The organism is Actinomadura sp. GTD37 (assembly GCF_041951365.1).
Lineage (GTDB): Bacteria > Actinomycetota > Actinomycetes > Streptosporangiales > Streptosporangiaceae > Spirillospora.
Genome location: NZ_JBGNUS010000001.1, coordinates 2,193,963 through 2,217,237 on the forward strand (window position 1 = coordinate 2,193,963; position 23,275 = coordinate 2,217,237).

At 71.8% G+C, this 23,275-nt stretch carries 23 protein-coding genes; 13 read left to right on the forward strand and 10 right to left on the reverse strand.

Features of this window, described 5'->3' with window-relative positions:
- Window positions 1–217 precede the first annotated feature (217 nt).
- From ACA511_RS10575 to ACA511_RS10590, 4 genes are read left to right on the forward strand one after another with little or no spacing between them, the layout of a single operon-like run.
- Window positions 218–1,087 (forward strand): alpha/beta fold hydrolase, encoded by an 870-nt coding sequence (locus tag ACA511_RS10575; protein ID WP_375023918.1) that lies wholly within the window; start codon window positions 218–220, stop codon window positions 1,085–1,087.
- Window positions 1,084–2,760: an FAD-binding protein gene (locus tag ACA511_RS10580; protein ID WP_375023919.1), complete on the forward strand. Its 1,677-nt coding sequence runs from the start codon at window positions 1,084–1,086 to the stop codon at window positions 2,758–2,760. Before ACA511_RS10575 ends, ACA511_RS10580 begins: the two co-directional genes overlap by 4 nt.
- On the forward strand, window positions 2,757–3,767 hold the full coding sequence (locus tag ACA511_RS10585; protein WP_375023920.1) for a 2Fe-2S iron-sulfur cluster-binding protein: 1,011 nt from the start codon (window positions 2,757–2,759) through the stop codon (window positions 3,765–3,767). The genes ACA511_RS10580 and ACA511_RS10585 overlap by 4 nt, the downstream gene beginning before the upstream one ends.
- Before the next feature lie 22 nt (window positions 3,768–3,789).
- Complete coding sequence (locus ACA511_RS10590; protein ID WP_375023921.1) at window positions 3,790–4,974, forward strand: acyl-CoA dehydrogenase family protein; 1,185 nt, start codon at window positions 3,790–3,792, stop codon at window positions 4,972–4,974.
- Between the two features lie 69 nt (window positions 4,975–5,043).
- Here ACA511_RS10590 and ACA511_RS10595 read toward each other — a convergent pair whose 3' ends face one another.
- Window positions 5,044–5,880, reverse strand: coding sequence for an SDR family NAD(P)-dependent oxidoreductase (locus ACA511_RS10595; RefSeq protein ID WP_375023922.1), 837 nt, complete (start codon window positions 5,878–5,880; stop codon window positions 5,044–5,046).
- 142 nt (window positions 5,881–6,022) lie between these two features.
- Between ACA511_RS10595 and ACA511_RS10600 the strand changes: the two genes are divergently transcribed.
- From ACA511_RS10600 to ACA511_RS10620, 5 genes are read left to right on the forward strand one after another with little or no spacing between them, the layout of a single operon-like run.
- Window positions 6,023–6,934 carry a VOC family protein gene (locus ACA511_RS10600; protein WP_375023923.1) on the forward strand — a complete coding sequence of 304 codons (912 nt, stop codon included), beginning with the start codon at window positions 6,023–6,025 and terminating at the stop codon, window positions 6,932–6,934.
- A 5-nt stretch (window positions 6,935–6,939) separates the two neighbouring features.
- Window positions 6,940–8,412 (forward strand): FAD-dependent oxidoreductase, encoded by a 1,473-nt coding sequence (locus tag ACA511_RS10605; protein WP_375023925.1) that lies wholly within the window; start codon window positions 6,940–6,942, stop codon window positions 8,410–8,412.
- Window positions 8,413–8,423: 11 nt separating this feature from the next.
- Complete coding sequence (locus ACA511_RS10610) at window positions 8,424–9,305, forward strand: LLM class F420-dependent oxidoreductase (protein WP_375023926.1); 882 nt, start codon at window positions 8,424–8,426, stop codon at window positions 9,303–9,305.
- Window positions 9,302–9,766, forward strand: coding sequence for a nuclear transport factor 2 family protein (locus ACA511_RS10615; RefSeq protein ID WP_375023927.1), 465 nt, complete (start codon window positions 9,302–9,304; stop codon window positions 9,764–9,766). Before ACA511_RS10610 ends, ACA511_RS10615 begins: the two co-directional genes overlap by 4 nt.
- Window positions 9,759–10,565, forward strand: a complete 807-nt coding sequence (locus ACA511_RS10620; RefSeq protein WP_375023928.1) for an SDR family NAD(P)-dependent oxidoreductase — start codon at window positions 9,759–9,761, stop codon at window positions 10,563–10,565. Before ACA511_RS10615 ends, ACA511_RS10620 begins: the two co-directional genes overlap by 8 nt.
- Window positions 10,566–10,574: 9 nt before the next feature.
- On the opposite strand, the gene ACA511_RS10625 is transcribed toward ACA511_RS10620, so the two are convergent.
- Window positions 10,575–10,745 carry a hypothetical protein gene (locus tag ACA511_RS10625; RefSeq protein WP_375023929.1) on the reverse strand — a complete coding sequence of 57 codons (171 nt, stop codon included), beginning with the start codon at window positions 10,743–10,745 and terminating at the stop codon, window positions 10,575–10,577.
- A gap of 251 nt (window positions 10,746–10,996) precedes the next feature.
- On the opposite strand from ACA511_RS10625, the gene ACA511_RS10630 reads away from it, so the two are divergent.
- The gene (locus ACA511_RS10630) at window positions 10,997–12,586 is read left to right on the forward strand and encodes an AMP-binding protein (RefSeq protein WP_375023930.1); all 1,590 of its coding nucleotides are present in this window, start codon (window positions 10,997–10,999) and stop codon (window positions 12,584–12,586) included.
- 34 nt (window positions 12,587–12,620) lie between these two features.
- Here ACA511_RS10630 and ACA511_RS10635 read toward each other — a convergent pair whose 3' ends face one another.
- Together ACA511_RS10635 and ACA511_RS10640 are read right to left on the reverse strand one after the other, a co-directional pair.
- Window positions 12,621–13,820, reverse strand: a complete 1,200-nt coding sequence (locus tag ACA511_RS10635) for a hypothetical protein (RefSeq protein ID WP_375023931.1) — start codon at window positions 13,818–13,820, stop codon at window positions 12,621–12,623.
- Window positions 13,817–14,359, reverse strand: coding sequence for a DUF4365 domain-containing protein (locus ACA511_RS10640; RefSeq protein WP_375023932.1), 543 nt, complete (start codon window positions 14,357–14,359; stop codon window positions 13,817–13,819). Before ACA511_RS10640 ends, ACA511_RS10635 begins: the two co-directional genes overlap by 4 nt.
- A gap of 203 nt (window positions 14,360–14,562) precedes the next feature.
- Here ACA511_RS10640 and ACA511_RS10645 point away from each other — a divergent pair, with 203 nt between their 5' ends.
- Entirely contained in the window at window positions 14,563–16,155 is a 1,593-nt protein-coding gene (locus ACA511_RS10645; RefSeq protein WP_375023933.1) for a serine/threonine-protein kinase, read from the forward strand.
- Between the two features lie 10 nt (window positions 16,156–16,165).
- On the opposite strand, the gene ACA511_RS10650 is transcribed toward ACA511_RS10645, so the two are convergent.
- The 5 genes from ACA511_RS10650 to ACA511_RS10670 all read right to left on the reverse strand — a co-directional run bounded on the left by ACA511_RS10650 (window position 16,166) and on the right by ACA511_RS10670 (window position 20,155).
- Window positions 16,166–17,074 carry an NADP-dependent oxidoreductase gene (locus ACA511_RS10650; RefSeq protein WP_375023935.1) on the reverse strand — a complete coding sequence of 303 codons (909 nt, stop codon included), beginning with the start codon at window positions 17,072–17,074 and terminating at the stop codon, window positions 16,166–16,168.
- Between the two features lie 108 nt (window positions 17,075–17,182).
- Window positions 17,183–17,971, reverse strand: a complete 789-nt coding sequence (locus tag ACA511_RS10655; RefSeq protein WP_375023936.1) for an SDR family NAD(P)-dependent oxidoreductase — start codon at window positions 17,969–17,971, stop codon at window positions 17,183–17,185.
- Window positions 17,968–18,756 (reverse strand): SDR family NAD(P)-dependent oxidoreductase, encoded by a 789-nt coding sequence (locus ACA511_RS10660; RefSeq protein ID WP_375023937.1) that lies wholly within the window; start codon window positions 18,754–18,756, stop codon window positions 17,968–17,970. The genes ACA511_RS10655 and ACA511_RS10660 overlap by 4 nt, the downstream gene beginning before the upstream one ends.
- A complete protein-coding gene (locus ACA511_RS10665) occupies window positions 18,753–18,989 on the reverse strand; it encodes a ferredoxin (protein WP_375023938.1) in 237 nt (78 codons plus the stop codon). The genes ACA511_RS10660 and ACA511_RS10665 overlap by 4 nt, the downstream gene beginning before the upstream one ends.
- Window positions 18,986–20,155: a Rieske 2Fe-2S domain-containing protein gene (locus ACA511_RS10670; RefSeq protein ID WP_375023940.1), complete on the reverse strand. Its 1,170-nt coding sequence runs from the start codon at window positions 20,153–20,155 to the stop codon at window positions 18,986–18,988. The genes ACA511_RS10665 and ACA511_RS10670 overlap by 4 nt, the downstream gene beginning before the upstream one ends.
- A 148-nt stretch (window positions 20,156–20,303) precedes the next feature.
- On the opposite strand from ACA511_RS10670, the gene hsaA reads away from it, so the two are divergent.
- The gene (gene hsaA / locus ACA511_RS10675; protein WP_375023941.1) at window positions 20,304–21,470 is read left to right on the forward strand and encodes a 3-hydroxy-9,10-secoandrosta-1,3,5(10)-triene-9,17-dione monooxygenase oxygenase subunit; all 1,167 of its coding nucleotides are present in this window, start codon (window positions 20,304–20,306) and stop codon (window positions 21,468–21,470) included.
- Window positions 21,471–21,483: 13 nt separating this feature from the next.
- On the opposite strand, the gene ACA511_RS10680 is transcribed toward hsaA, so the two are convergent.
- On the reverse strand, window positions 21,484–22,245 hold the full coding sequence (locus ACA511_RS10680) for an SDR family oxidoreductase (protein WP_375023942.1): 762 nt from the start codon (window positions 22,243–22,245) through the stop codon (window positions 21,484–21,486).
- Window positions 22,246–22,394: 149 nt separating this feature from the next.
- On the opposite strand from ACA511_RS10680, the gene ACA511_RS10685 reads away from it, so the two are divergent.
- Window positions 22,395–23,267 (forward strand): helix-turn-helix transcriptional regulator, encoded by an 873-nt coding sequence (locus tag ACA511_RS10685; RefSeq protein WP_375023943.1) that lies wholly within the window; start codon window positions 22,395–22,397, stop codon window positions 23,265–23,267.
- Window positions 23,268–23,275 lie beyond the last annotated feature (8 nt).

Genomic DNA, 23,275 nt, shown 5'->3' on the forward strand with positions numbered 1-23,275 from the left:
AGGGTGGGCGTTCGCCGGTCAAGGGGCCGGTGTGCCTGAAACGTAGGCATGCCCCGCGAGGCCGGCGCGCACCGATCCCGTTGAGTGGAAGCGCGCGGCGAACCGGCCCCGGACGGCCCCGCCGAGACCCGCGTCCCGCTGATCGGGATCAGCCGGGTGACCTTGCACCGACCAGAATTACGTTCCCGTCAAGCCACCGTCGAAGGACTGGGAGATCATGCCTGCGGAGCTGACCTACGAGTCGACGTTGCGCGAGCTCGCCACCGACCAGGGCGTCCTGCGCTACCACGAGGCGGGCGAAGGCCCGCCCCTGCTGCTGCTGCACGGGTCCGGTCCCGGCGTGACGGGCTGGCGGAACTACCGCGGCAACCTCGCCCGGTTCGCCGAGCACTTCCGGTGCCTGGTCCTGGAGTTCCCCGGGTTCGGGGTCAGCGACCCGACCGACGAGCACCCGATGACGGCCGCCGGCGGCGCCGTCGTCCGCTTCCTGGACGGCCTCGGCCTCGACCGGGTCGACGTGATCGGGAACTCGATGGGCGGCATCATCGCCACCCAGGTGGCGCTGAAGCACCCCGAGCGCGTCGGCCGCCTGGTCACGATCGGCGGCATCGGCCGGAACATCTTCAGCCCGGCGCCCGGCGAGGGCATCAAGCTGCTCGCGGAGTTCACGGACGACCCGACCCGCGAGGGCCTGATCCGGTGGCTGAACTCCATGGTCTACAACCCGAAGGTCGTCACGGAGGAGCTGATCGAGGAGCGCTGGCAGCAGGCCACCGACCCCGACACGCTCGCCAGCGCCCGCCGCATGTACGGGTCGAAGGCGATGGCGGCCCGCGGCAAGGCGATGGCCGCGTCCGACGAGCCGCCCTACTGGGCGATGCTCCACAAGCTCAAGGCCAAGACCCTGATCACCTGGGGACGGGACGACCGGGTCAGCCCGGTCGACATGGCGCTCGTCCCGATGCGGACGATCCCCGACGTCCAGGTGAACATCTTCCCGAACTGCGGGCACTGGGTGATGATCGAGCAGAAGGCCGCGTGGGAGAGCGCCGTCCTCGCCTTCCTGACCACCGAGGAGCAGGGATGAGCGACGCCGCCCCCGCATGGGACCACGAGTACGACCTCGTCATCGTCGGCAGCGGCGGCGGCGGGATGACGGCGGCGCTGACCGCCCACGACGCCGGGCTGTCCGCGCTGATCGTGGAGAAGGGCAAGAAGTTCGGCGGGTCCACGGCGCTGTCGGGGGGCGGCGTCTGGATCCCGAACAACCCGACGCTGAAGGCGCGCGGCCACGACGACAGCCGCGAGTCCGTCCGCCGCTACCTGGACCTCCTCACCGAGGGACGCGTCCCCGCCGCGCGGCTCGACGCCTACGTCGACAACGGCCCCGCCGCGATGGAGCTCATCGGCAGGAGCAAGTGGGTGAAGTTCTTCTGGACGAAGGGCTACGCCGACTACCACCCCGAGCTGGAGGGCGGCCGCCCGCTCGGCCGCTCCATCGAGGCCGTGCCGTTCGACACCCGCAAGCTCGGCGACGACGAGCAGTACCAGCGGGCGAACAACATGAAGGGCCCGCTGGGCCTGTGGATCACCGCGAAGGACTACCACGACCTCGCGATGGCCAAGCGCACCTGGGCCGGCCGGCGCGCGTCGCTGGTCGCGGCGTGGCGGGTCTCGTCCAACATGGTCCGCCGCCGGCACATGTCGACCGGCGGCCGGGCCCTCGTCGCCCGGCTGCGGATGGCGCTGAAGGACGCCGGGATCCCGCTCTGGCTGAAGACCGCCATGACCGAGCTGGTCACCGACGAGAGCGGCCGCGTCGTCGGCGTCGTCGCGGCGCAGCGCGACGGCGGGACGATGCGCATCCGCGCCCGCAAGGGCGTCCTCCTCGCGACCGGCGGCTTCGACCACAACCAGGACATGCGCGACAGGTACCTGCCCAAGGGAGGGCAGGAGGACTTCGCGATGGGCGCCCGCGAGAACACCGGCGACGGCATCCGCGCCGGCGAGGCCCTCGGCGCGGCGCTGGACTTCATGGACGACGCCTGGTGGATGCCCGCCGTCCGGCACCCGGCCGGCGCGGTGATCCCGCTGGTCTCCGAGCGCGCCATCCCGCGGCAGGTCATCGTGTCCCAGGACGGGAGGCGGTTCACCAACGAGGCCGCCCCCTACGTCAACTTCGTCCACGACCAGATCGAGGGCGGGCACGTCCCGGCCTGGTTCGTGATGGACGCGAAGTCCCGCGCCCGCTACCCGTTCGCGCAGATCCTGCCGGGCGCGCCGATCCCGAAGGCGTTCTACGACGCGGGCATCGCGTTCAAGGCGGACTCGCTCGCGGAGCTCGCGGGCAAGATCGGCGTCCCGGCGGACGCGCTGGCCGAGACCGTCCAGACGTTCAACGGGTACGCCCGCGCGGGCAAGGACCCCGAGTTCGGCCGCGGCGACTCCGCCTACGACCGCTACTACGGCGACCCCAACCTGAAGAACCCGAACCTCGACCCGCTGGAGACGGCGCCCTACTACGCGTTCCGGCTGGAGGTCGGCGACCTCGGCACCAAGGGCGGCCTCACGGCGGACGAGCACGCCCGCGTCCTGCGCGGGGACGGCACGGCCATCGACGGCCTCTACGTGACGGGCAACTCGTCGGCCTCGGTCATGGGCAACGAGTACGCGGGGCCGGGCGCCACGATCGGCCCGTCCATCGTGTTCGGCTACATCGCCGCGCGGCACGCGGCTGGAAAGGCCACTGAACGGTCATGACGGCACTGAAGGCGCGGGTCGTGGAGGTCGTCCGCGAGACGGCCGACGCGCATTCCCTCGTCCTCGAACCCGCCGAGGGCGACCGGGACCGGTTCGCCTACCGCCCCGGGCAGTTCCTCACCGTCCGGGTCCCGGCAGGGGACGGCTGGGCGGCGCGCTGCTACTCGCTGTGCAGCTCGCCGCTCACCGAGGACCGGCTGAAGGTCACGGTCAAGCGGGTCGCGGGCGGCCTCGGGTCCAACTGGATCTGCGACAACATCACGGCCGGCGACGTGCTGGAGGTGCTGCGCCCGGCGGGCACGTTCACGCCGTCCTCGCTGGACGACGACCTCCTGCTCGTCGCGGGCGGCAGCGGCGTCACCCCGGTGATGTCGATCCTGAAGTCGTGCCTGGCGGGCGGGAGCGGCAAGGTGACGCTGCTCTACGCGAACCGGGACGAACGGTCGGTGATCTTCGCGGACGAGCTGCGCGCGCTGACCGAGCGGCACCCCGACCGGCTCACGGTCGTCCACCTGCTGGAGTCGGTGCAGGGCCTGCCGACGCCGGCCGTCCTGCGGTCCCTGGCCGGCCCCTACACCGGGCGGCAGGCGTTCGTGTGCGGGCCCGAGGTCTTCATGGACATGGTCACGGGCGCGTTCACCGACCTCGGCATGCGCGTCCACGTCGAGCGCTTCTTCTCGCTGGAGGGCGACCCGTTCGAGACGCCCGAGGCGGCCGAGGACACCGGGGACGCCGGCGAGATCGAGGTCGAGATGGACGGCGAGACGCAGACCGTCCCCTGGCCGAAGTCCGAGCGGCTCCTCGACGCGCTGCTGCGCGCCGGCGTGGACGCCCCGTTCTCCTGCCGGGAGGGCAACTGCTCCGCCTGCGCCTGCATCCGGCTGGAGGGCGAGGTCACCCTGGACGCCAACACGGTCCTCGACGAGCAGGATCTCGCCGACGGCCTCATCCTCGCCTGTCAGGCGAGGCCGGTCACCGACCGGCTGAAGATCACCTACGACGGCTGAACCACATCACGGGAGACAGGCGATGGCGAACCGCGTGCTTGACACGATCATGGAGAGGGCGGAGCAGATCCGCGAGCTGGGCCCGGCCAACGAGGCCCTCGGCCGGCTGGACGACAAGGCCGCGTCGATCCTGCGGGAGTCCGGCGCGATCCGGCTGCTCCAGCCGGAGGAGTACGGCGGCCTGGAGGTCCACCCCCGCGAGTTCGCCGAGACGGTGATGGGGATCGCGTCCCTGGACGGCTCCACCGGCTGGATCGCCGGCATCGTCGGCGTCCACCCGTGGGAGATGGCCTACGCCGACCCGAAGGTGCGCGAGGAGATCTGGGGCGAGGACCCCGACACGTGGATCGCGTCCCCGTACGCGCCGATGGGCATCGCCCGCCCGGTCGACGGCGGCTACGTCTTCAACGGCCGCTGGCAGTTCTCGTCCGGCACCGACCACTGCGACTGGATCTTCCTCGGCGGGATGCTGGGCGACGCCGACGGCAAGATGGCGATGCCGCCGCAGTCGCTGCACCTGATCCTGCCCCGCTCCGACTACGAGATCGTCCAGGACTCGTGGGACGTCGCCGGGCTCAAGGGCACCGGCAGCAAGGACGTCATCGTCAAGGACGCCTTCGTCCCCACGTACCGGACGCTGGAGTACTCCAAGGTCGTGGACGGCTCCGCGCCGCGCGAGGCCGGGCTGACCAACCCGTCCTACCTGATGCCGTTCTCCTGCGTGTTCCCGCTCGGCATCACCGCCGCGGTGATCGGCATCGCCGAGGGCGCGCTGCACCACCACCTCGCCTACCAGCGCAACCGCGTCCAGATCACCGGCACCAAGATCAAGGACGACCCGTACGTGCTGTACGCGATCAGCGAGGCCGCCGAGGAGATCAAGGCGTCCCGGACGGCGCTGCTCGACAACTGCTCGCGCATGTACGACCAGGTCGCCGCCGGGCACGTCCCGACGTTCGCCGAGCGCGCCGCCGGCCGCCGCACCCAGGTGCGCGCCGCGTGGCGGGCCGCGCAGGCGATGAACGAGATCGTGGTCCGCTCCGGCGGCAACGCGATGCGCACCGACAACCCGATCCAGCGGTTCTGGCGCGACGCGCACGTCGGCCTGGCCCACGCGATCCACGTCCCAGGCTCCGTCTACCACGTGAGCGCCCTAACGGACCTGGACATAGAGCCCCCCCAGGGCCCGATGCGCTCCATGATCTAACCCCCGGGCTTCGTTGACCTGCGGCGTGTTGTTGTTATGAGCGCCTCCATAACAACAACACGCCGCAACTCAACGGAGCAGGTCGCGGTCTTCGACGAGTTTGGGCGTCCAGATCACGCGGCCTAGGAACTTCTCCGCTTCCGGGTGGGTGACCAGCCAGGCCACGGCTGCCGCGGGGGCCTCCTCGGGGGTCGGCTCGAAGCCCTTGCCCGCGATGGCGCCGACGCCGCCGCGCGCCGCGCCCGCGTCCGTGACCACGAAGCCGGGGTCGAGGTTGAACGCCCGGATCCCGCGCCCCAGGTACTCGGCGTTGACCGCGCCCGCGAGCCGTCCGAACGCCGCCTTGGACGCCGAGTACGCCACCCCCCAGCCGCCCTCGCCGGGCGGCGCGGGCGGATCGCTGGTCGCCGACCCCGAGCACAGGTTCACGATCGTCCCGCCGCCCCGCTCCAGCATCGCGGGGAGGACGGCCTGGAGCAGGACGATCTGGTTCAGGTAGTTGCCGGTGACCGTCCGCTCGGCCACGTCCACGTCGAGGTCGAGGAACCGCTCGTGGGCGCCCGCGATGTGCGCGACCGCGTTGTTGACCAGGACGTCGACACGCCCCCACGCGCCCAGCACGGTCGCCGCCGCGGCCCGCACGCTCGCCCGGTCGAGCAGGTCCATCCGGACGGGCAGCGCCCGCGCGCCGAGCGCCTCGACCTCCGCCCGCGTCCTGTCCAGGCTTCCGGGGACGGGGATCGCCGCCGCCGTCCCGTGCCGCGGCGGGATCCGGCCCCGGCCCTCCTCCACGGTGCGCGCGGTGAAGGCGACGTCGTACCCGGCGGCGGCCAGCGCCAGGGCCGTCCGCCGGCCGATGCCGCGGCTCGCCCCCGTCACCAGCGCGACCGGTCTCGTTGCTGTCATCCCACGATGACACCGGTCACCGGGCCCGGCCCGTCCCGCGACTCTCACTCAGCGGGAAGGCCCCGGCGGCGGACGACGCGGTTTGGCAGGTTGAGCATGGACCGCCGCCGCGCGGACCGCGACATCGAAGGGACCGAGGACAGTGACGCAGATCCGAGGGCTGGGTTATCTCAAGGTCCAGACCCGCCACATCGACCGCTGGCGCGAGTTCGCCCTCGACGGGCTCGGCTTCGCCGAGGGCAGCGGCCCGGACCCCGACGGCCTGTACCTGCGCATGGACGAGCGCCGGTCCCGCCTGCAGCTGCTGCCCGGCGACAGCGACCGGGTGCTCGCCGTCGGCTGGGAGGTCCGCGACCAGTTCGCGCTGGCCGCCGTCCGCGAGGCCGTCGAGAAGTCCGGGACGGCCGTGACGGCGCTGACCGCCAAGGAGGCCGCCGAGCGCGACGCGGAGGAGGTCATCTCCTTCACCGACCCGGGCGGCACGCCCATCGAGGTGTTCTTCGGCCCGGTGCTCGACCACAGCCCGCTCCGCACCGGCTTCGCGCAGAAGTTCGTCACCGGCGCGATGGGCATGGGCCACGTCGTCCTGCCCACCCCGAACTTCGCCGAGACGGTCACGTTCTACAACGAGGTCCTCGGGTTCCTGCCGCGCGGCTCGATGAAGGTCGGCGGCGGCGCGGTCCGGATCCGCTTCATGGGCGTCAACCAGCGGCACCACAGCGCGGCGATCTGCCCGGCGCCGCACGACGGCGACCCGGGCCTCGTCCACCTGATGGTGGAGGTCGACACCCTCGACGCGGTCGGCATCGCGCTCGACAGCGTCAAGGAGAAGGGCTTCTCCATCTCGTCCACGCTGGGCCGGCACACCAACGACAAGATGGTGTCGTTCTACGTCCGCGCCCCCGGCGGCTGGGACGTCGAGTACGGCTGCGAGGGCATGCTCGTGGACGAGACGTACTACACCGCCGAAGAGATCACGAAGGACAGCTACTGGGGCCACGACTGGTCCGGGTCCGAGCCGCTGGCCGCGTTCGCCCCGCGCGAGAAGGGCTGACCGCGATGGCGAAGCCCTCGGTGGAGCCGGCCGGCGCCGCGGAGGTGGAGTTCGACCACGAGTGCGACGTGCTGGTGGTCGGCTTCGGCGCGGCCGGCGCCGCAGCGGCGTACGAGGCCGCGGCGGCGGGCGCCGACGTGCTCGTCCTGGAGCGGTCGAGCGGCCCCGGCGGGACGTCCGCCCAGTCGGGCGGGGAGCTGTACCTCGGCGGCGGCACGCGGGTGCAGAAGGCGTGCGGCTTCGACGACACGCCGGACGACATGTTCGCCTTCCTCAAGGCGGCGCTCGGCCCGCACGCCGACGCGGAGAAGCTGCGGCTGTACTGCGACGGGAGCGTGGAGCACTTCGAGTGGTTCCGCGCGCGCGGCGTCCCGTTCAAGGAGAGCCTGTTCGACGCGCCGGGCTGGATGCCGTACACCGAGGACGGCCTGATGTGGCTCGGCGAGAACGCCTGGCCGTACAACACGATCGCCCGGCCCGCGCCGCGCGGGCACCGCCCGGAGACCCCGATGTTCGCCGGCGGGATCCTCATGGAGAAGCTGATCGCGGCCGTCGCCGACGCGGGCGCCGTCACTCACCAGGACACCTACGCCACGAACCTCGTCGTGGACGGCGCCGGCCGCGTCGCGGGCGTCGTCGCGCGCAGGTTCGCCGACACGGTGACCTACCGGGCGCGCAAGGGCGTCGTCCTCGCCTCCGGCGGGTTCGTCGACAACGAGGAGATGCTCGCCGACCACGCCCCGGTGCTGCTCGGGCACGACAAGGTCAGCGACGGCACCAGCGACGGGTCCGGCATCCGGATGGCGACCGCGCTCGGCGCCGCCACGCGCCGCATGGCGGCGGTGGAGATCGCGCTCACCGCCAACCCCGCCGTCATCTGCCGGGGCATGCTCGTGGACGGCCTCGGCCGCCGCTTCATCAACGAGGACGTCTACCCGGGCCTGTTCAGCCACCAGGCCGTCCAGCACCAGCCCGGCCCCTACTGGGCGATCATCGACGAGACCGGGCACGACGAGATCGCCGAGGCCGACATGTGGGGCGTCCGCCCGAAGCACGCGGCGGAGACCCTCAGCGAGCTGGAGGAGTCCCTCGGCCTGCCGCCCGGCTCGCTGGAGGCGACCGTCGAGACCTACAACCGGTTCGCGGAGCGGGGCGAGGACCCCTACTTCCACAAGGACCCCAAGTGGCTGCGCCCCCTGAAGGGGCCGTTCGCGGCGATCGACCCGGCCCACGGGTTCTTCGACGCGGGCAGGCACGGCGCCGGGACGGGCGCCGCCGGATTCACCCTCGGCGGCCTGGACACCACCGTGGACGGCGAGGTCCGCAACCACTCCGGCGAGCCGATCCCCGGCCTGTACGCCGCGGGACGCACGGCCGCCGGCATCCACGGCGAGGGCTACATCAGCGGAACGTCCCTCGGCGACGGCACCTTCTTCGGCCGCCGCGCCGGACGGGCCGCCGCCGCATCTTCGAACTGAGAGGTATCTGAATGAAGTACGCCGTCCTGCTCCCCGTCGCAGCGGGCGTCACCGCCGATCCGTCATGGATCGGCGCGTACGTCCGGCACGCCGAAGCCTGCGGCTTCGAGTCGGTCGGCGCGGTGGAGCACGCGGTGGTGGCGAGCGCCTACTCCAGCGTCTACCCGTACGACACGTCCGGGAAGATGGAGCTGGCCGACGACCTGGACATCCCCGACCCGCTGGACCTGCTCGCCTTCCTCGCCGGGCAGACGTCCCGGATCGGGCTCGCCACCGGCGTGCTCGTCCTCCCGAACCACCACCCGGTCGTGCTCGCCAAGCGGCTCGCCACGATCGACGCGCTGTCCGGCGGACGGCTGCGGCTGGTCGTCGGCATGGGCTGGATGCGCGAGGAGGTCGAGGCGTGCGGCGCCGACTTCGACTCGCGCGGCCGCCGCGCCGACGAGCAGCTCCAGGTGCTCCGCGAGCTGTGGGCCGACACCGCCCCCGAGGGCGCGACCCACGACGGTGAGTTCTTCCAGTTCAAGGGTGCGATGAGCTACCCGAAGCCCGTCCAGGCGGGCGGCGTGCCGATCCACGTCGGCGGGCACACCAAGGCCGCCGCGCGCCGCGCCGGCCGCTACGGCGACGGCCTCCAGCCGCTCGGCGTCGCCGGCGACGAGCTCAAGGCGCTCGTCGCGCTGATGCGGGAAGAGGCCGAGAAGAGCGACCGCGACCCGGACGCCCTCGAACTGACGCTCGGCCACTCGCTGGCGGCCGTCACGCCGGAGAAGGCCGGGAAGCTCGGCGCGCTCGGCGCGGGCCGCCTCGTCCTGCGCGGCAACCCGACCACGGACCTGAACGAGGCCCGGGACGAGCTGTCGGCCTGCGCCGAGCGCCTGGGCCTTTCATGACGCTGGAAGTCGCGGACCAGATCGCCCTCGGCGATCTGGTCGCCCGGTACGCGCTCCACGCGGACCGCCGCGAGATCGACGCGATGGCGGCCCTGTTCACCGGGGACGCGGCGCTCGTCCTGCCCGACGCCCCCGCCGACCTCGACCCGGTGCGCACCTTCACCGGACGTGCGGAGATCACCGCGACGCTGTCGGTGCTGAACGACATCCCCGAAACGTTCCACGCCCTCGCGGGCCAGGTGTTCGACGCCGGGCCCGAGCCCGGCACGGCCACCGGCGAGATCGCCTGCGTGGCGCACCACCTGACCTCGCGCGAGGACGGCACGGTGTCCGACCTGGTCTGGCACTGCCGCTACACCGACACCTACCGCCTGGACGGCCGGACGTGGCGGATCGCCCGGCGCGAGCAGCGCATCGACTCGATCGAGACCCGTCCCGTCCGGCGGTGGCGCGGTGAGTGAGACCCCGCGGGTCAGCGTCGTCACGGGCGGCGCGCTCGGCATCGGCGGGGCGGTCTCCCGCCGCCTGGCCGCCGCCGGAGACCTGGTGATCCTCAACGACATCGACGCGGACGCCGCCGACCGCGCACGCGCCGGCATCGAGAAGGCCGGAGGCCGCTGCGTCACCGTCGTCGGCGACATCGTCGAGGACGAGACGATCGCGAACGTGGCGGCGGCGGTACCGGGCCGCGTGGACGTCCTGGTGAACAACGTCGGCGACTTCCGCCCCGCCGCCCCGTCCTTCCAGGACAGCACGCCCGCCCAGTGGCAGCGCCTCTACGAGCTGAACCTGCTGCACGTCTTCAAGCTCACCCACGCGCTGCTCCCCGGCATGGTCGAGCGGCGCTCCGGAAGCATCGTCAACAACTCGACGGTCGAGGCGTTCCGCGGCATCCCGCAGCACCCGGTGTACGCGGCGTTCAACGCGGGCGTGTCGGCGTTCACCCGCAGCCTCGCCGTCGCGGTGGGCCGGCACGGCGTCCGCGTCAACGCGATCGCCCCCGACCTCGCCAACACCGAGCAGACCCCCGTCGAGTGGATGCGGCGCGGCTACGACGAGGGCCTGGAGCACACCTGGGTCCCGCTGGCCCGCTTCGGCGAACCCGACGACTACGCCGCCGTCGTCGCGTTCCTGGCGTCCGACGACGCCCGCTTCGTCACCGGCCACACCATCCCGGTGGACGGCGGCACCCTCGCCGCGTCCGGCTGGTTCGTCCGCGCCGACGACCAGGGCTGGACGAACCGCCCCCACCGCGCCTAGCCGGCGAGGTCACCCCCCGCCCACCTGGCGCTCGTACTCGTCCCACGGGCCGAGCGAGTCGATCAGCACGTCCTCAAGCAGGCCGGCCGCCGCCCGGTACGCCTGCGCCCGTCCGGCGGACAGGCCCGCGTCCCGCACTCGCCCCTGCCGCGCCCAGACCCGGGACCGCGCGTCCTCCATCTCCGCAAGCGACCGCCAGGCCCGCGCCTCTCCCGGCCGCCGTCGCCCGGCCACGCGCACGCCGTCGCCAGCACCGCGACGGTGAGGAGCCCGGCGGCACGGCGGCTCTTCGCAAACGTCCTCACGATCCCCCTCCGCCTTTATGTCGGGCCGGAATGAGGTAAACAGTGCGGTCCGGATCCGAGGTCACCGGTCCCGCTCAGTGGGATTGTGGATCATGGTCCGGGCTCGCGGTGACCACCGTGGTGACCGTGGAACAGGAGAGGACCGCCGTGCTGGGCGACGACCGTCCGGCCCATGAGGCCGCCTTCGCGGAGCTGGTCGCGGCCCGCGCCGACGACGACCGCACGGGCCTGAACTTCGAGGACGCGTCCTGGACCTGGCGCCAGGTGGTCGCGGAGTCCCGGCGCCGCGCCGGGCTCGCCGGCGACCCGCGCGGCCACGTCGGCCTGTTCCTGGAGAACGGCCCCGAGCACCTGTTCTGGCTGCTGGGCCTCGCGCTCGCCGGGATCCCCGCCGTCGAGCTGAACCCGACCCGCCGGGGCGCCGAACTCGCCCGCGACATCGCCCACACCGACTGCGCGCTGCTGGTCACCGAGACGTCCCGCGCCCCGCTGCTCGACGGGCTGGCGGACGTCCCGGTCCTGACCGCCGACACCCCCGGGTACCGCGACCGGCTGGCCGCCGCCGCGGCCCCGCCCGCCGCCCCCGTCGGCCCGGACACGGTCTTCTCCCTGGTCTTCACCTCGGGCACGACCTCGGCCCCGAAGGCGGTCGTCTGCACGCAGGGCAGGCTGGGGCGCATCGCCGTCCAGCAGCGCGACCGGCGCGGCCTCACCCGCGACGACGTGTTCTACGTCGTCATGCCGATGTTCCACTCGAACGCCCTGATGGCGGGGATCGCACCCGCCGTCGCGACGGGCGGCCGCATCGTCCTCCGCCGGAAGTTCTCGGCCTCGGGCTTCCTGCCCGACGTCCGCCGCCACGGCGTCACGTTCTTCAACTACGTCGGCAAGCCCCTCAACTACATCCTCGCCACCCCGGAGGAGCGGGACGACGCCGACAACACCCTCCGCATCGCCTTCGGCAACGAGGCGAACGAGCGCGACATCGCCGAGTTCGCCCGCCGCTTCGGCTGCACGGTCATCGACTCCTACGGCTCCAGCGAGGGCGAGATCCGGCTGAACCGCGTCCCCGGAACGCCGTCGGGTTCCCTCGGCGTCGCCGAAGCGGGCACCCTGGTCATCGACCCGGACACGCTCAAGGAATGCCCCCGCGCCGAGTTCGACGAGAACGGCACGCTCCTCAACGCGGAGGAGGCCATCGGCGAGATCGTGGACACGAAGGGCGCCGGAAAGTTCGAGGGCTACTACAACAACCCCGAGGCGACGGCGAAACGCGTCCGCAACGGCTGGACGTGGTCGGGCGACCTCGCCTACCGCGACGCCGACGGCTTCTGGTACTTCGCCGGCCGCGACGACGACTGGCTGCGCGTGGACGGCGAGAACTTCGCCACCGCCCCGGTGGAACGCCTCCTGTCCCGCTACGAGCCCTTCACGGACGTCGCCGTCTACGCCGTCCCCGACGAACACGTGGGCGACCAGGTGATGGCGGCCGTGACCCTGGCCGAGGGCGGCACGTTCGACCCGGCGTCCTTCGCGGCGTTCCTGAAGGCCCAGCCCGACCTGGGCACGAAGTGGACGCCCCGCTACGTCCGCATAGTGGACGCCCTGCCCCGCACCCCCACCAACAAGGTCGTCAAACGCGCCCTCCGCGAAACGGCCCGCGACACCGCCGACCCCGTCTACGAACACCGCAACGGCACCTACGAACCCACCTGAGCACCCCCGCGTCGCCCGGATCACGGCGCGAACGTCAGGATTCGTCGTCAAGACCCGGGATGACGGCGAAGGACGTCAACCTTCGAAGAGACCGCCTAGTGCCTCTGATGTCCAGGTCTCCTGTGGCGGTGGCATGGAGCCCGTGTGCGTGCGCCCTTACGGCTTCGTTGTAGTCGATTTCACCAAGCTCGACCCGGTATCTACGGGCTTCACCAGAATCGTCGGCCACGCCCTGGATGACCGCCTCTCCCTGCCCGAAGCCGCCTTCGCGGAACAGCCGGACGATCAGGCCGGTGACCGTGACTCCGGCCCTGGGCTGCCTGGTCCGTAGATAATCCGCGGCCTCGCCGAGAATTCGCTGCTGCCCGGGGGTGACCCGTAGGAGCGCGGGCTCTGCGGCTCCGCCGGACAATGGAGTCTTAGCGAAACGTATCTGATAGATGTCATGTTCCGGGCCGCCCAAGGAGCTCAATGCCGCGAGTTCCGTGGCGTTGGGGGCGTCCGGGGTGAAATCGCCGAAGGAGGAGAGCGGCCGGATTCCCTCGCCGACTTCCTCCGCCAACTGCCGGGCCTTACGGGTGGCCGTCAGCATCCGGTTCGTCACCTTCCGTCCGAAAGGTTGTGGCGGAACCTCGACCAGTGCGTCCTGCCCGGGCGGCGTCGAGTCACCTGACTCGTCCGAATATATGTCCGCCAGAGGCAGGGCCAGCGACAGTATGAAGCTCCCGGACTGGGTGGACAGCCTCGCCTGGGAGGAATACGCCTCAGCACGCTGCGGCCGTCTCGGAGGGAGGACCAGTGAGGGGGAGTCCAGGGCGGCCGCAGAGGCGACGACGAAGTTCTTGAGCGCGGAAATCGCGGAATAGGCCAGCAGCAGTGGTGCCTCGCCCGCAGGAGCATCCGGAGTCAGCCGCACGGCGACGTTGTCCGCGCCGCCGAAGCTGATGTCATCGGCTATCTCTTTCGGGAGCCGCTGCTCGACGAAGGAGAGCGCGTCAAGGGCTTCGGATATGCGATCGTCGTAGCCCTGGACATGCTGGCTTGTCGGCAGTACGACGCGGATCGGGTCATGTGCACCCGGGTCATGTGAACCTGTGCGTCGCGGCCGCCACATGGTGGTCCGACCGTCGGTATCTTCCACAGTCCAACCGGAGTTCGTAAGGTAGGACGTGAGCGCCGCAAGGTCCGGAATTCTGGCGACCCCTCGTCCGGCGGCAGGGTTCGAACGGCTCACGGCTGCTCCCAGACATTGATGGAAGGAACGGGAGTCGAGCGCCGAATTCCGTGTGTTTTGAGCATTCTGTGCAACCCTGGTCGATCCAGGGTATTCGCGGCGGGAAGGCGAATCGCCTGACTTGTCGTATTCTTTGAGGGGGCCATGCCCTCAAGTGAGATCCATGCTCCGCGACCGCATAGGAGCGTTCCTTCGCCGTGAAGGCGCACGTTCTCACCTTCCCCGGGAACGCCGATTACGGCAAGGACCCTACCAACGGCATGGTCGGTACGCCGGAGCGCATCGTACGTTTCAAGATCTAGATCGTGACCGAAGTCGCCGGACGTCAGCTGTCTCAGTCCGATAGTGGTCTTGACCTGCACGTTCACCGTCGGATAGTAGGTCCCCAGATCAGTCCCCGGATACACGAGTTGCACATCCGCCTTCTGGAGGTCGACCGTGGTCGGCCGGCCATGGAGGAGACCGCACCCGGCGGCGACCGCTTCCAGCCAGGCTTCGCCGAAGTCGCCTTGCAGAGTGTTCTGGTCTCGGTCCCGCACGGGTGTTGATTGTGCCGCATCCTGTAACGGAGTGTGGCGGTTCGGGCACTCTGCTCGTGGCCGCAGATCTCGCCGGGGACGCACGCGGCCGGGCCGGGTGGTTGCTCGGCGGACGTTCCTGGGGCGCGGGCAGGCGTCTGGTGCCGCAGACACCTGGCCCGTTCCTGTGGAAAGGTCGTTTCTGATCAAGGGAGGGCGTGCGGGTGTCCAGGGAGAAACTGAGGCCGCTGCAGGCGGGCGATCCGAGGCGGGTCGGCGGGTACCGGCTGCTGGCGCGGCTCGGGGCGGGCGGGATGGGGCGCGTCTACCTGGGGCGCTCGAAGGGCGGACGGCCCGTCGCGGTCAAGGTGATCCACCCGTACCTCGCCGAGGACGCGCAGTTCCGGCGGCGGTTCGAGCTGGAGGTCGCGGCGGTGCGGCGCGTCGGGGGCATCCACACCGTGCAGGTGGTGGACGCCCGCGCCGACGCCGATCCGCCCTGGCTCGTGACCGAGTACATCGCGGGGCCGTCGCTGCACGAGGCCGTCGCCGAGCACGGCGCGTTCTCCGAGGAGGCGGTCGCGGGGCTCGGCGCCGGGCTGGCCGAGGGGCTGATGGCGATCCACGAGCGGGGCGTCGTCCACCGCGACCTCAAGCCGGGCAACGTGCTGCTCGCGCAGGACGGGCCCCGCATCATCGACTTCGGCATCGCCCGCGCGCTCGACGCCACCTCGCAGACCACCCGCGCCACCGTGGTCGGCACGCCCGGGTTCATGTCGCCCGAGCAGCTCCGGGGCCGCGAGGTCGGGCCGGCGAGCGACGTGTTCTGCCTGGCCGCCGTGCTGGCCTTCGCCGCGACGGGCCGGCGGCCGTTCGGGGAGGGCCCGATCGAGGCCCTCGGCTACCGCGTCGTCAACGAGGAGCCCGACCTGACCGGCGTGCCGGAGTCGCTGCTCCCGCTGATCGAGTCCGGCCTGGCGAAGGACCCGGACGACCGTCCGGGCCCCGAGGTGTTCCTCGAACGCTGCTCCGCGCTGGTCGAGGGCGCCCCGCTGCCGGACTCCGTCACCACGATGATCGCCACCCGGGTGGCGGAGACCGAGGTGCTGGCCCCGCGGGGCGCCCCGCCGGGACGGCCGAAGGCCCCGATGATCGCGGCCGCCGCCGCGGTGGCGGGCGTCCTGCTGGTCGCCTTCGCCGTCTGGGCCATCGGGAACGGCGGGGAGCCGCCGTCCGCCCCCGACGCCGCAGCCCAGGTCACCACTCCCCGGACGACGCCCCCCACCCCGACGCCCGTGCCGCAGGAGTCCGACACCGCCAGCCCCACTCCCACCCCCGACCCCACGCGCAAGGCGTTCCAGAGGATCTCCGCCGGCGACTGCCTGGACGCCCACCAGGACGAGTCCGGCGACTGGAGCAGGGGCAAGCCGCGCGCGGTCGGCTGCGGGCGCTCGGACGCCTACCTGAAGGTCTACAAGGTGGCCGACGACACCGCCGACTGCAGGAACGGGAGCCCCGGCGACCTGGACGGGGAACTGTGGTGGAGCCATGGCGAGGAGGGGAACGAGATCGTCCTCTGCGTGCGCAGGCAGTTCCGTCCGGGCGAGTGCTTCCTGGCCACGGAGGACGAGGAGGAGAACACGGTCTCCGTCAGCAACGGCGACCTGATGACCTCGTGGCCGTGCGGGGACGCCGCTCCGGGCGGCCACGACGTCGTCCTCCGGGTCACCGCGTACACCAGCGGCGCCTGCCCGTCCGGCGGCCGGAGGGTCTCCTGGGACCTCGGCAGCCGCACCCTCTGCACCCGCATCGTCTGACCCGTCCCGCTCAGGTCAGGAGGACCACCTTGCCCCGGCCGTGGCCGGTGGCGACCTCGCGGTGGGCGTCGGCCGCGCGTTCCAGCGGGAACGCGGCACGGACGTGGACGCGCAGGCGGCCCTCGCCGTAGAAGCGGGCGGCCTCGGCGACCCTGGACGCCGAGCGCTTGTCCGGGGTGGTGCGGACGCCGAGCGCGGCGGCGCGGTGGTGGTCGACCAGTGTGATGACGCGGTCGCGGTCCTTGACGAGGGCGAGCGACACGTCCAGGGCGTGGCCGCCGGCGCCGTCGAGCGCGGCGTCGACGCCGTCCGGGGCGAGGGCCCGCACGCGGTCCTCCAGGCCGTCCCCGTAGGCGACGGGCTCCGCGCCGATCGAGCGCAGGTAGTCGTGGTTGGCCTCGCTCGCGGTGCCGATGACCGCCGCGCCGGCGATGCGGGCGAGCTGCACGGCCACCGTCCCGACCGCGCCCGCCGCGGCGTGGACGAGCAGCGTGTCGCCCGGCCCGACGCCCATCTCCGCCAGGGCGATGTGCGGGGTCATGACGGCGGCCGGGAAGCCGCCCGCCACGTCCCACGGCATGCCCGCGGGCTTGGCGGCGAGCGCCTCCGCCGGGACGACGACGTACTCGGCGTAGGCGTTGAGGCGGCAGTTGCCCAGCACCTCGTCTCCCGGCCGGACGGCGGTGACGCCCGCGCCCACCTCGTCCACGACGCCCGCGAACTCGTTGCCGGGGACGCGCGGAAAGCCCTCCGGCGTCCCCGGCGGCGACCATCCCTCCCGGACGGCCAGGTCGAACGGCTGCACCCCGGCCGCCACGACCCGGACCCTGACGTCGCCGGGGCCGGTCTCCGGCTTCGGGACGTCCAGGATCCGCAGCACCTCGGGCCCGCCCGGCTCAGTGAATCCCGCAACACGCATGGTGGTTCCCCCTTCATCGTCGATCAAGGGAGACGCTAAGACCTCGACTTTGCTTGAGGTCAAGCCGCGCGGGAGGAGGACGGAGCCGAGCCGGGCACGCGGGCGGGGTCAGGACGGGTCCGGGAGCATCCGCTTCATGGCCTGATGGGCGCCCAGGACCTTCCGGTCGCGGGGGAAGCCGGCCCGCTTCTGCGCCGCCTCGTAGTTGCCGCCCGCGACCCAGACCGGGCCGTCCTTCAGATGCTCCAGCCCCTCGCGGGCGATGTCGTCCGGTTCGGCGACGTTCAGGCCAGGCATGTCCATGTTGAGGCCGGCACGTTCCATCGCCGGGGTCCGCGTCACGCCGAGGACGAGTTCGAGGACGTCCACCCCGTGCTCGCGCATCTCCAGCCACAGGCCCTCGGCGAACACGCGGCCGAACGCCTTCACCGCCGAGTAGATGCTGATCTGCGCCTGCCCCATGTACCCGGCGAGCGACCCGACCAGCAGCAGGCCGCCCCGGCCGCGCTCCTTCATCAGCGCGCCGAAGTGGTGCGTGAACGCGAGCTGCGCGGTGATGTTGAGGTCGATGACGCCCTGGAAGCGGTCCAGGTCGCCGGAGACGAACTCGTGGCCGTAGCTGTTCGCGCCCGCGTTGAAGATCAGCAGCCCGACGTCCAGGCCGTCGGTGACCTCGCGGACCTTCTTCAGCGGGTCGGGGGAGATGAGGTCCAGCTCCACCGTCCGGACCTCCACGCCCTTCGCCCGGACGGCCTCCGCCGTCTCCGCCAGCGGGCCGGGCTTGCGGGCGATCAGCACCAGGTTGAGGCCCGCGTCGGCGAGGCGGTGCGCGAACGCGGCGCCGACCCCTTCCGAGCCGCCCGCGATGACGGCCCACGGGCCGTACTCGTCGATCATTGTTCTCCGTCCAGGTCCGGGGTCCAGGCGACGCCGTTGATGTGCGAGCCGCCGTCCGCGAACAGGGTGTTGCCGGTCAGGTAGCGGGCGTCCTCGGAAGCGAGGAACACCGCCACCGGCGCGATGTCGGTCTCCGGGTCGCCGAGGCGGCCCATCGGGTTGGCGCGGTCGGCGGCGGCCTCGATCTCCGGATGCTCCGCCGCCATCCGCCGGAACGCCGCGCTCTTGGCGCCGGGGCAGATCGCGTTGACGACGACCCCGGTCGGCGCCCATTCGCGGGCGGCCGTGCGGGTCAGCGTCCGCAGCGCCTCCTTGGCCGAGTTGTACTCCAGGGTCCCCATGTGGGCGTTGACCCCGTTCAGCGAGCACATGTTGATGACGCGCCCCCACCCCGCCGCCTTCATGTGGGGGAACGCCGCCTGCATCGCCCACAGCGGGCCGTAGTAGCCCATGGCGAACCCGCGGGCGAGCTGCTCGTCGGTCTTCGTCTCGACGCGGCCGACCGTCCCGGCGCCCCAGGCGTTGTTGACCAGGACGTCCACCGAGCCCCACGTCTCCACGGCCGTCGCGACCATGGCGCGGACCTGGGCCCGGTCCGTCACGTCCACCTGGACGAACCGGGCGCTCTCCCCGATCTCGGCGGCGGTCTTCGCGCCGGTCTCCTCGTTCAGCTCCGCCACCAGGACGCGGGCGCCCTCGGCGGCGAAGCGGCGGGCGACGCCGCGTCCGATGCCGTCGCCCGCGCCGGTCACGACCGCGACCCGCCCCGCCAGCCGCCCGCTCACTCGACCACCTTGATGGCGCCGGTCAGCGCCGCCTCCTGGATCGCCGAGCGCAGCGCCGGGCAGGTGTCGTGCGGGTGCTCGATGCCCACGCACGCGGCCCTGGCCTCGGCGTTCCACTGGATGCTCGTCTGCTCCCAGCTCGACTTGCGCACCAGCACCCGGGCGGCGCAGCGGCGGCAGGCGACCGGGAGCAGCGGGCCGTCCAGGAGGCGTTCGTCCTGACGGGACGTCACGCCGGGGTCTCCGCGGCGTCCAGGCGGGCGAGGTTCTCCTCGACCTCCTTCTTCCACGACTCCACCGGACGCGTCGTGTCGATCTCGAACTCGAACCGGTCGGTCATCTCCGGCTGCACGTCGGCGACGTCCACGTAGAACTGCTGGTACCAGCGGCGCAGCTGGTAGACGGGCCCGTCCTCCTCGCACAGCAGCGGGTTGTCGATGCGGGTCTTGTTCTTCCAGATCTCGACGTCCTGCTGGAAGCCGAGCAGGATGAACTGCGACAGCTTCTGCGCCGTCGCCTCGGCCGCCTCCGCCGGCAGCTTGTCGCTGTGCTGCACGATGATCCCCGAGTGCAGCGAGAACGAGTTCTCGTCGATCGGGTAGTGGCAGTTGATCAGCACCGAGTTCAGGTCGTACCCGTCGTAGTGGTACGTCAGCTCGTCGATCATGAACGAGGGGCCGTGGTAGGACGCGACGGAGGTGTTGCCCAGCATCCGCGGCCCGCCCCCGCCGCCGCTCCCCTCGCGCTGCCGGCGGGAGTCCTCGCGGGTCACGCCCTTCATGATCTGCGTGGCGGTCTGCTTCTCGAAGATGTTCTTGAAGAACGTCGGGAACGACTGGTGGATGTAGAAGAAGTGCGCCATGTCGACGACGTTGTCGATGACCTCGCGGGCGTTGGTGTGGACCACCTGCTCCGTCCAGCGCCAGTCGGTCCAGTCGTCGCGGGTCGCGCCCTCGATCACCGGGATCGTCACGTCCGCGGGGGGCTGCTTGCCCTCCGGGTCGTTCCAGACGAACAGCAGCTTGTCCTGCTCCATCGTCGGCCACGAGGCGGTCCGGGCGCGCAGCGGGACGCGGCGCGAGTACGGGATCTGCTTGCAGCGCCCGTCGCCGCCCCAGCGCCAGTCGTGGAACGGGCAGGCGATCTCGTTGCCCTTGACGGTGCCCTGGGAGAGGTCGCCGCCCATGTGCCGGCAGTAGCCGTCCAGGACGTTCGTCTTCCCGTCCGCACCGGTGAAGACCACGAGCTTCTGCCCGAACGCGTGGATCGTGTGGGGCTTGCCGTCCCGGTACTTCTCGGCCAGGCCGAGGCAGTGCCATCCCCGGGCGAAACGGCGGGCGATCGCCTCCGCCTCGATGGCGCGGACGGCGTCCGACTCGGTTGCGGTCACGTAGATCATCCCTTCGGAGACGGATGGCGTGATTCAAACGTTAGGTCGCAGGTCACCGTCCCGACCGGCGAGTCCCGGTGGCCGGGACGCGCGGTCCCGCGGCGACACGGCAGCATGGTCTCCTGCAAGTGCCGTATCAGGGAAGACGGGAGCAGGGATGAGCAACGAGGTCCTGGAAGCCGTGCGCGGGCTGCTGCCGGGCATCGCCGAGCGGGCCCGGTCCGTCGACGAGAAGGGGGCCATCCCCGCGGAGACGATCCGCGAGCTGACCGCCGCCGGCGTGTTCCGGATGCTGCAGCCCGCCCGGTACGGCGGCGCCGAGGACGACCCGGTCGCCTTCTACGAGGTCGTCCGGGCGGTCTCCGGCGCCTGCGGCTCGACCGGCTGGGTCGCCGCGATCCTCGGCGTCCACTCCTGGCACCTCGGCCTGTTCGCGGACGAGGCGCAGCAGGAGGTGTGGGGCGCCGGCCCCGACACGCTGATCTCCTCGTCCTACTCGCCCATCGGCCGGCTCACCCCGGTCGAGGGCGGCTACGAGCTCAGCGGCCACTGGTCGTTCTCGTCCGGCGTCGAGTTCGCGTCGTGGGCCCTGCTGGGCGCGCTGGTCGTCGGCGCGGAGGGCCGCCCGGTCGACTTCATGACGGTGCTCGTCCCCGCCGAGGACTACGAGATCCGCCGGGTCTGGGACTCGATGGGCCTGCGCGGCACCGCCAGCGACGACATCGTCGTGGACGGGGCGTTCGTCCCGTCCCACCGGGCCATGCGCAACTTCGAGCAGGCCCAGCTCCGCAACCCGGGCCGCAAGGTCAACACCGGCCCCCTCTACCGCATGCCGTTCGGCACGATCTTCACGGGCACCGTCACGGCCAGCGTCATCGGCATGGCCGCCGGCTGCCACGAGCGGTACGTGACGAGGATGCGCGACCGCATCCGCCTCAGCCTCGGCGGCGGCCGCTTCGTCGAGGACCCGCACGCCCAGGTCGCCGTCGCCCGCGCCGCGTCCGAGATCGACGCCGCGATCCTGCAGACGGATCGGAACGTCCGGGAGATCCACGAGTTCGCGGCCCGCAACGAGAAGATCCCGATGGAGCTGCGCCTGCGCGCCCGCCGCGACCAGGTCCGCGGCACCGAGCGCGCCATCGAGGCGATCGACATCCTCTTCAAGACCGCGGGCGGCAACTCCCTCCACCGCGGCAACGTCATCGAGCGCGCCTGGCGCGACGCCCACGCCGGCAGCGTCCACGTGGCCAACGACGTCGAACACGCCCTGTCCATGTGGGGACGCGGCATCTTCGGCCTCAAGGTCGAGGACAACCTCGTCTGACCCGCCGCGCGGGTCAGCCTTCGCGGCCGGGGAGCATGGTCAGGGCCTTGGTGCGCTGTGCGACGAGGTCGTCGTAGGTGCCGTCGCGCTCGGCCCAGCGGTGCATGAGGACCCCCTTCACGAGGATCTCGCGGGGAGTGGGGTCCGCTGACAGCAGCCGCATGACCTCGGTGGCGAAGTCGTCGAGCGGCAGCGCGTGCGGGTTCACCTTCTCCTGGCCCGCCGTGGCGACGGCCGGGGGGACGAGTTCGGCGACGCCGACGCCGGTCCCGTCGAGTTGTGCGCGCAGGGCCTCGGAGTAGGCGTGCACCGCGGCCTTCGAGGCGGCGTAGGCGGGCATGGGCGGGAACGGCAGGAAGGCGATGCCGGAGGTGACGGTGATGAAGGTGCCGGCGCCGCGCCGGACCAGGTGCGGGGTGAAGGCGTCGATGACGCGGATGGTGCCGACCAGGTTGGTGTCGATCGTCGTCTCCGCCGCCTCGAAGTGCGCGGGATCGCGCAGGTCCTCCAGGAGCATGACGCCCGGCATCGTCACCACGGTGTCCAGCTCGGGATACCGGGCGAGGACGGCGTCGCGGGCACGTGCGACGGAGGCGCCGTCGGTGACGTCGATGCCGAAGGTGCCGAAGCCTTCTCCGGCGAGTTCCGCGAGTGCCTCCGCGCTGCGGCCGCCGACGGCCACGGTGCTGCCCGCCGCGGCGAACCGGCGGGCCAGCTCCCGTCCGATGCCGGAGGTTCCGCCGACGACGAGGACGGTGCGGTTGGAGAGATCCATGACGTCTTCCCTTCTGCGGGGCTCGCTGTCCTTCTCGAACAGTGCTGCCGCAAGTCTTGACGGCGTTCGCCGCGGGTGGCAGAGCCCTCCTGTTCCCTGGTCCTGCCAGGGCCCCCGCTGAGGCGCGCGCACCGGCTTACGGTGTTGTCATGAAGGACGAGGAATCCGGCAACCGGCTCGGCGGCTACCTGCGCGCGCGACGCGAGCTGATCTCCCCGGCGCAGGCGGGGCTCCCGCCCGGCGGCCACCGCCGCGTCCCCGGCCTGCGCCGTGAGGAGGTCGCGCTGCTCGCGGGGATCAGCCCCGACTACTACCTGCGCCTGGAACGGGGCCGCGACCGGAACCCCTCACTCCAGGTGCTCGAATCACTCGCGCGCGTCCTGCGGCTCGACGACGTCGAACGGACGTATCTGCTCGGCCTCGCGGCGGTCCGCGCGAGGGCGCCGCGCCGCAAGCGCCCCGAGCGCGTACCGGCACGGGCGCACCAGCTCCTCGCCCACCTTCCGATCCCCGCGTTCGTCGAAGGCCGCGCCTTCGACGTCCTGGCCTCCAACCCGATGGCCGTCGCGTTCTCCCCGCGCCTGCGGCCCGGCCAGAACCGGCTCCGTTCCTTCTTCCTCGACCCCGAGGAACAAGCCTTCCAACAGGACTGGGCGAACTCCGCCGCCGACTTCGTCGCCGCTCTCCGCACCACCATCGGGGACGACGTCGACAACCCCCGGTTCGTCGAACTGGTCGGAGAACTCGCGCTGTCCAGTCAGCGGTTCCGCACACTGTGGGCCCGGCACGACGTCCGCGACCTCGACGGGGGTACCAGCGCCGTCGACCACCCCGTCGTCGGTGAACTACGGCTCCACCGCGACAAACTCCCCATCGACGACGTCATCCTCGTCGTCTACTACCCCGACAAGGGCAGCGACACCGACGAGAAGCTGCAACTCCTCGCCGCACTCTCACACACCGAACCCGCTGGTACGGCACCCGACAGGCCGGCGGACGTCCCGCATCCGAAGACCCCCTGACGAACGCG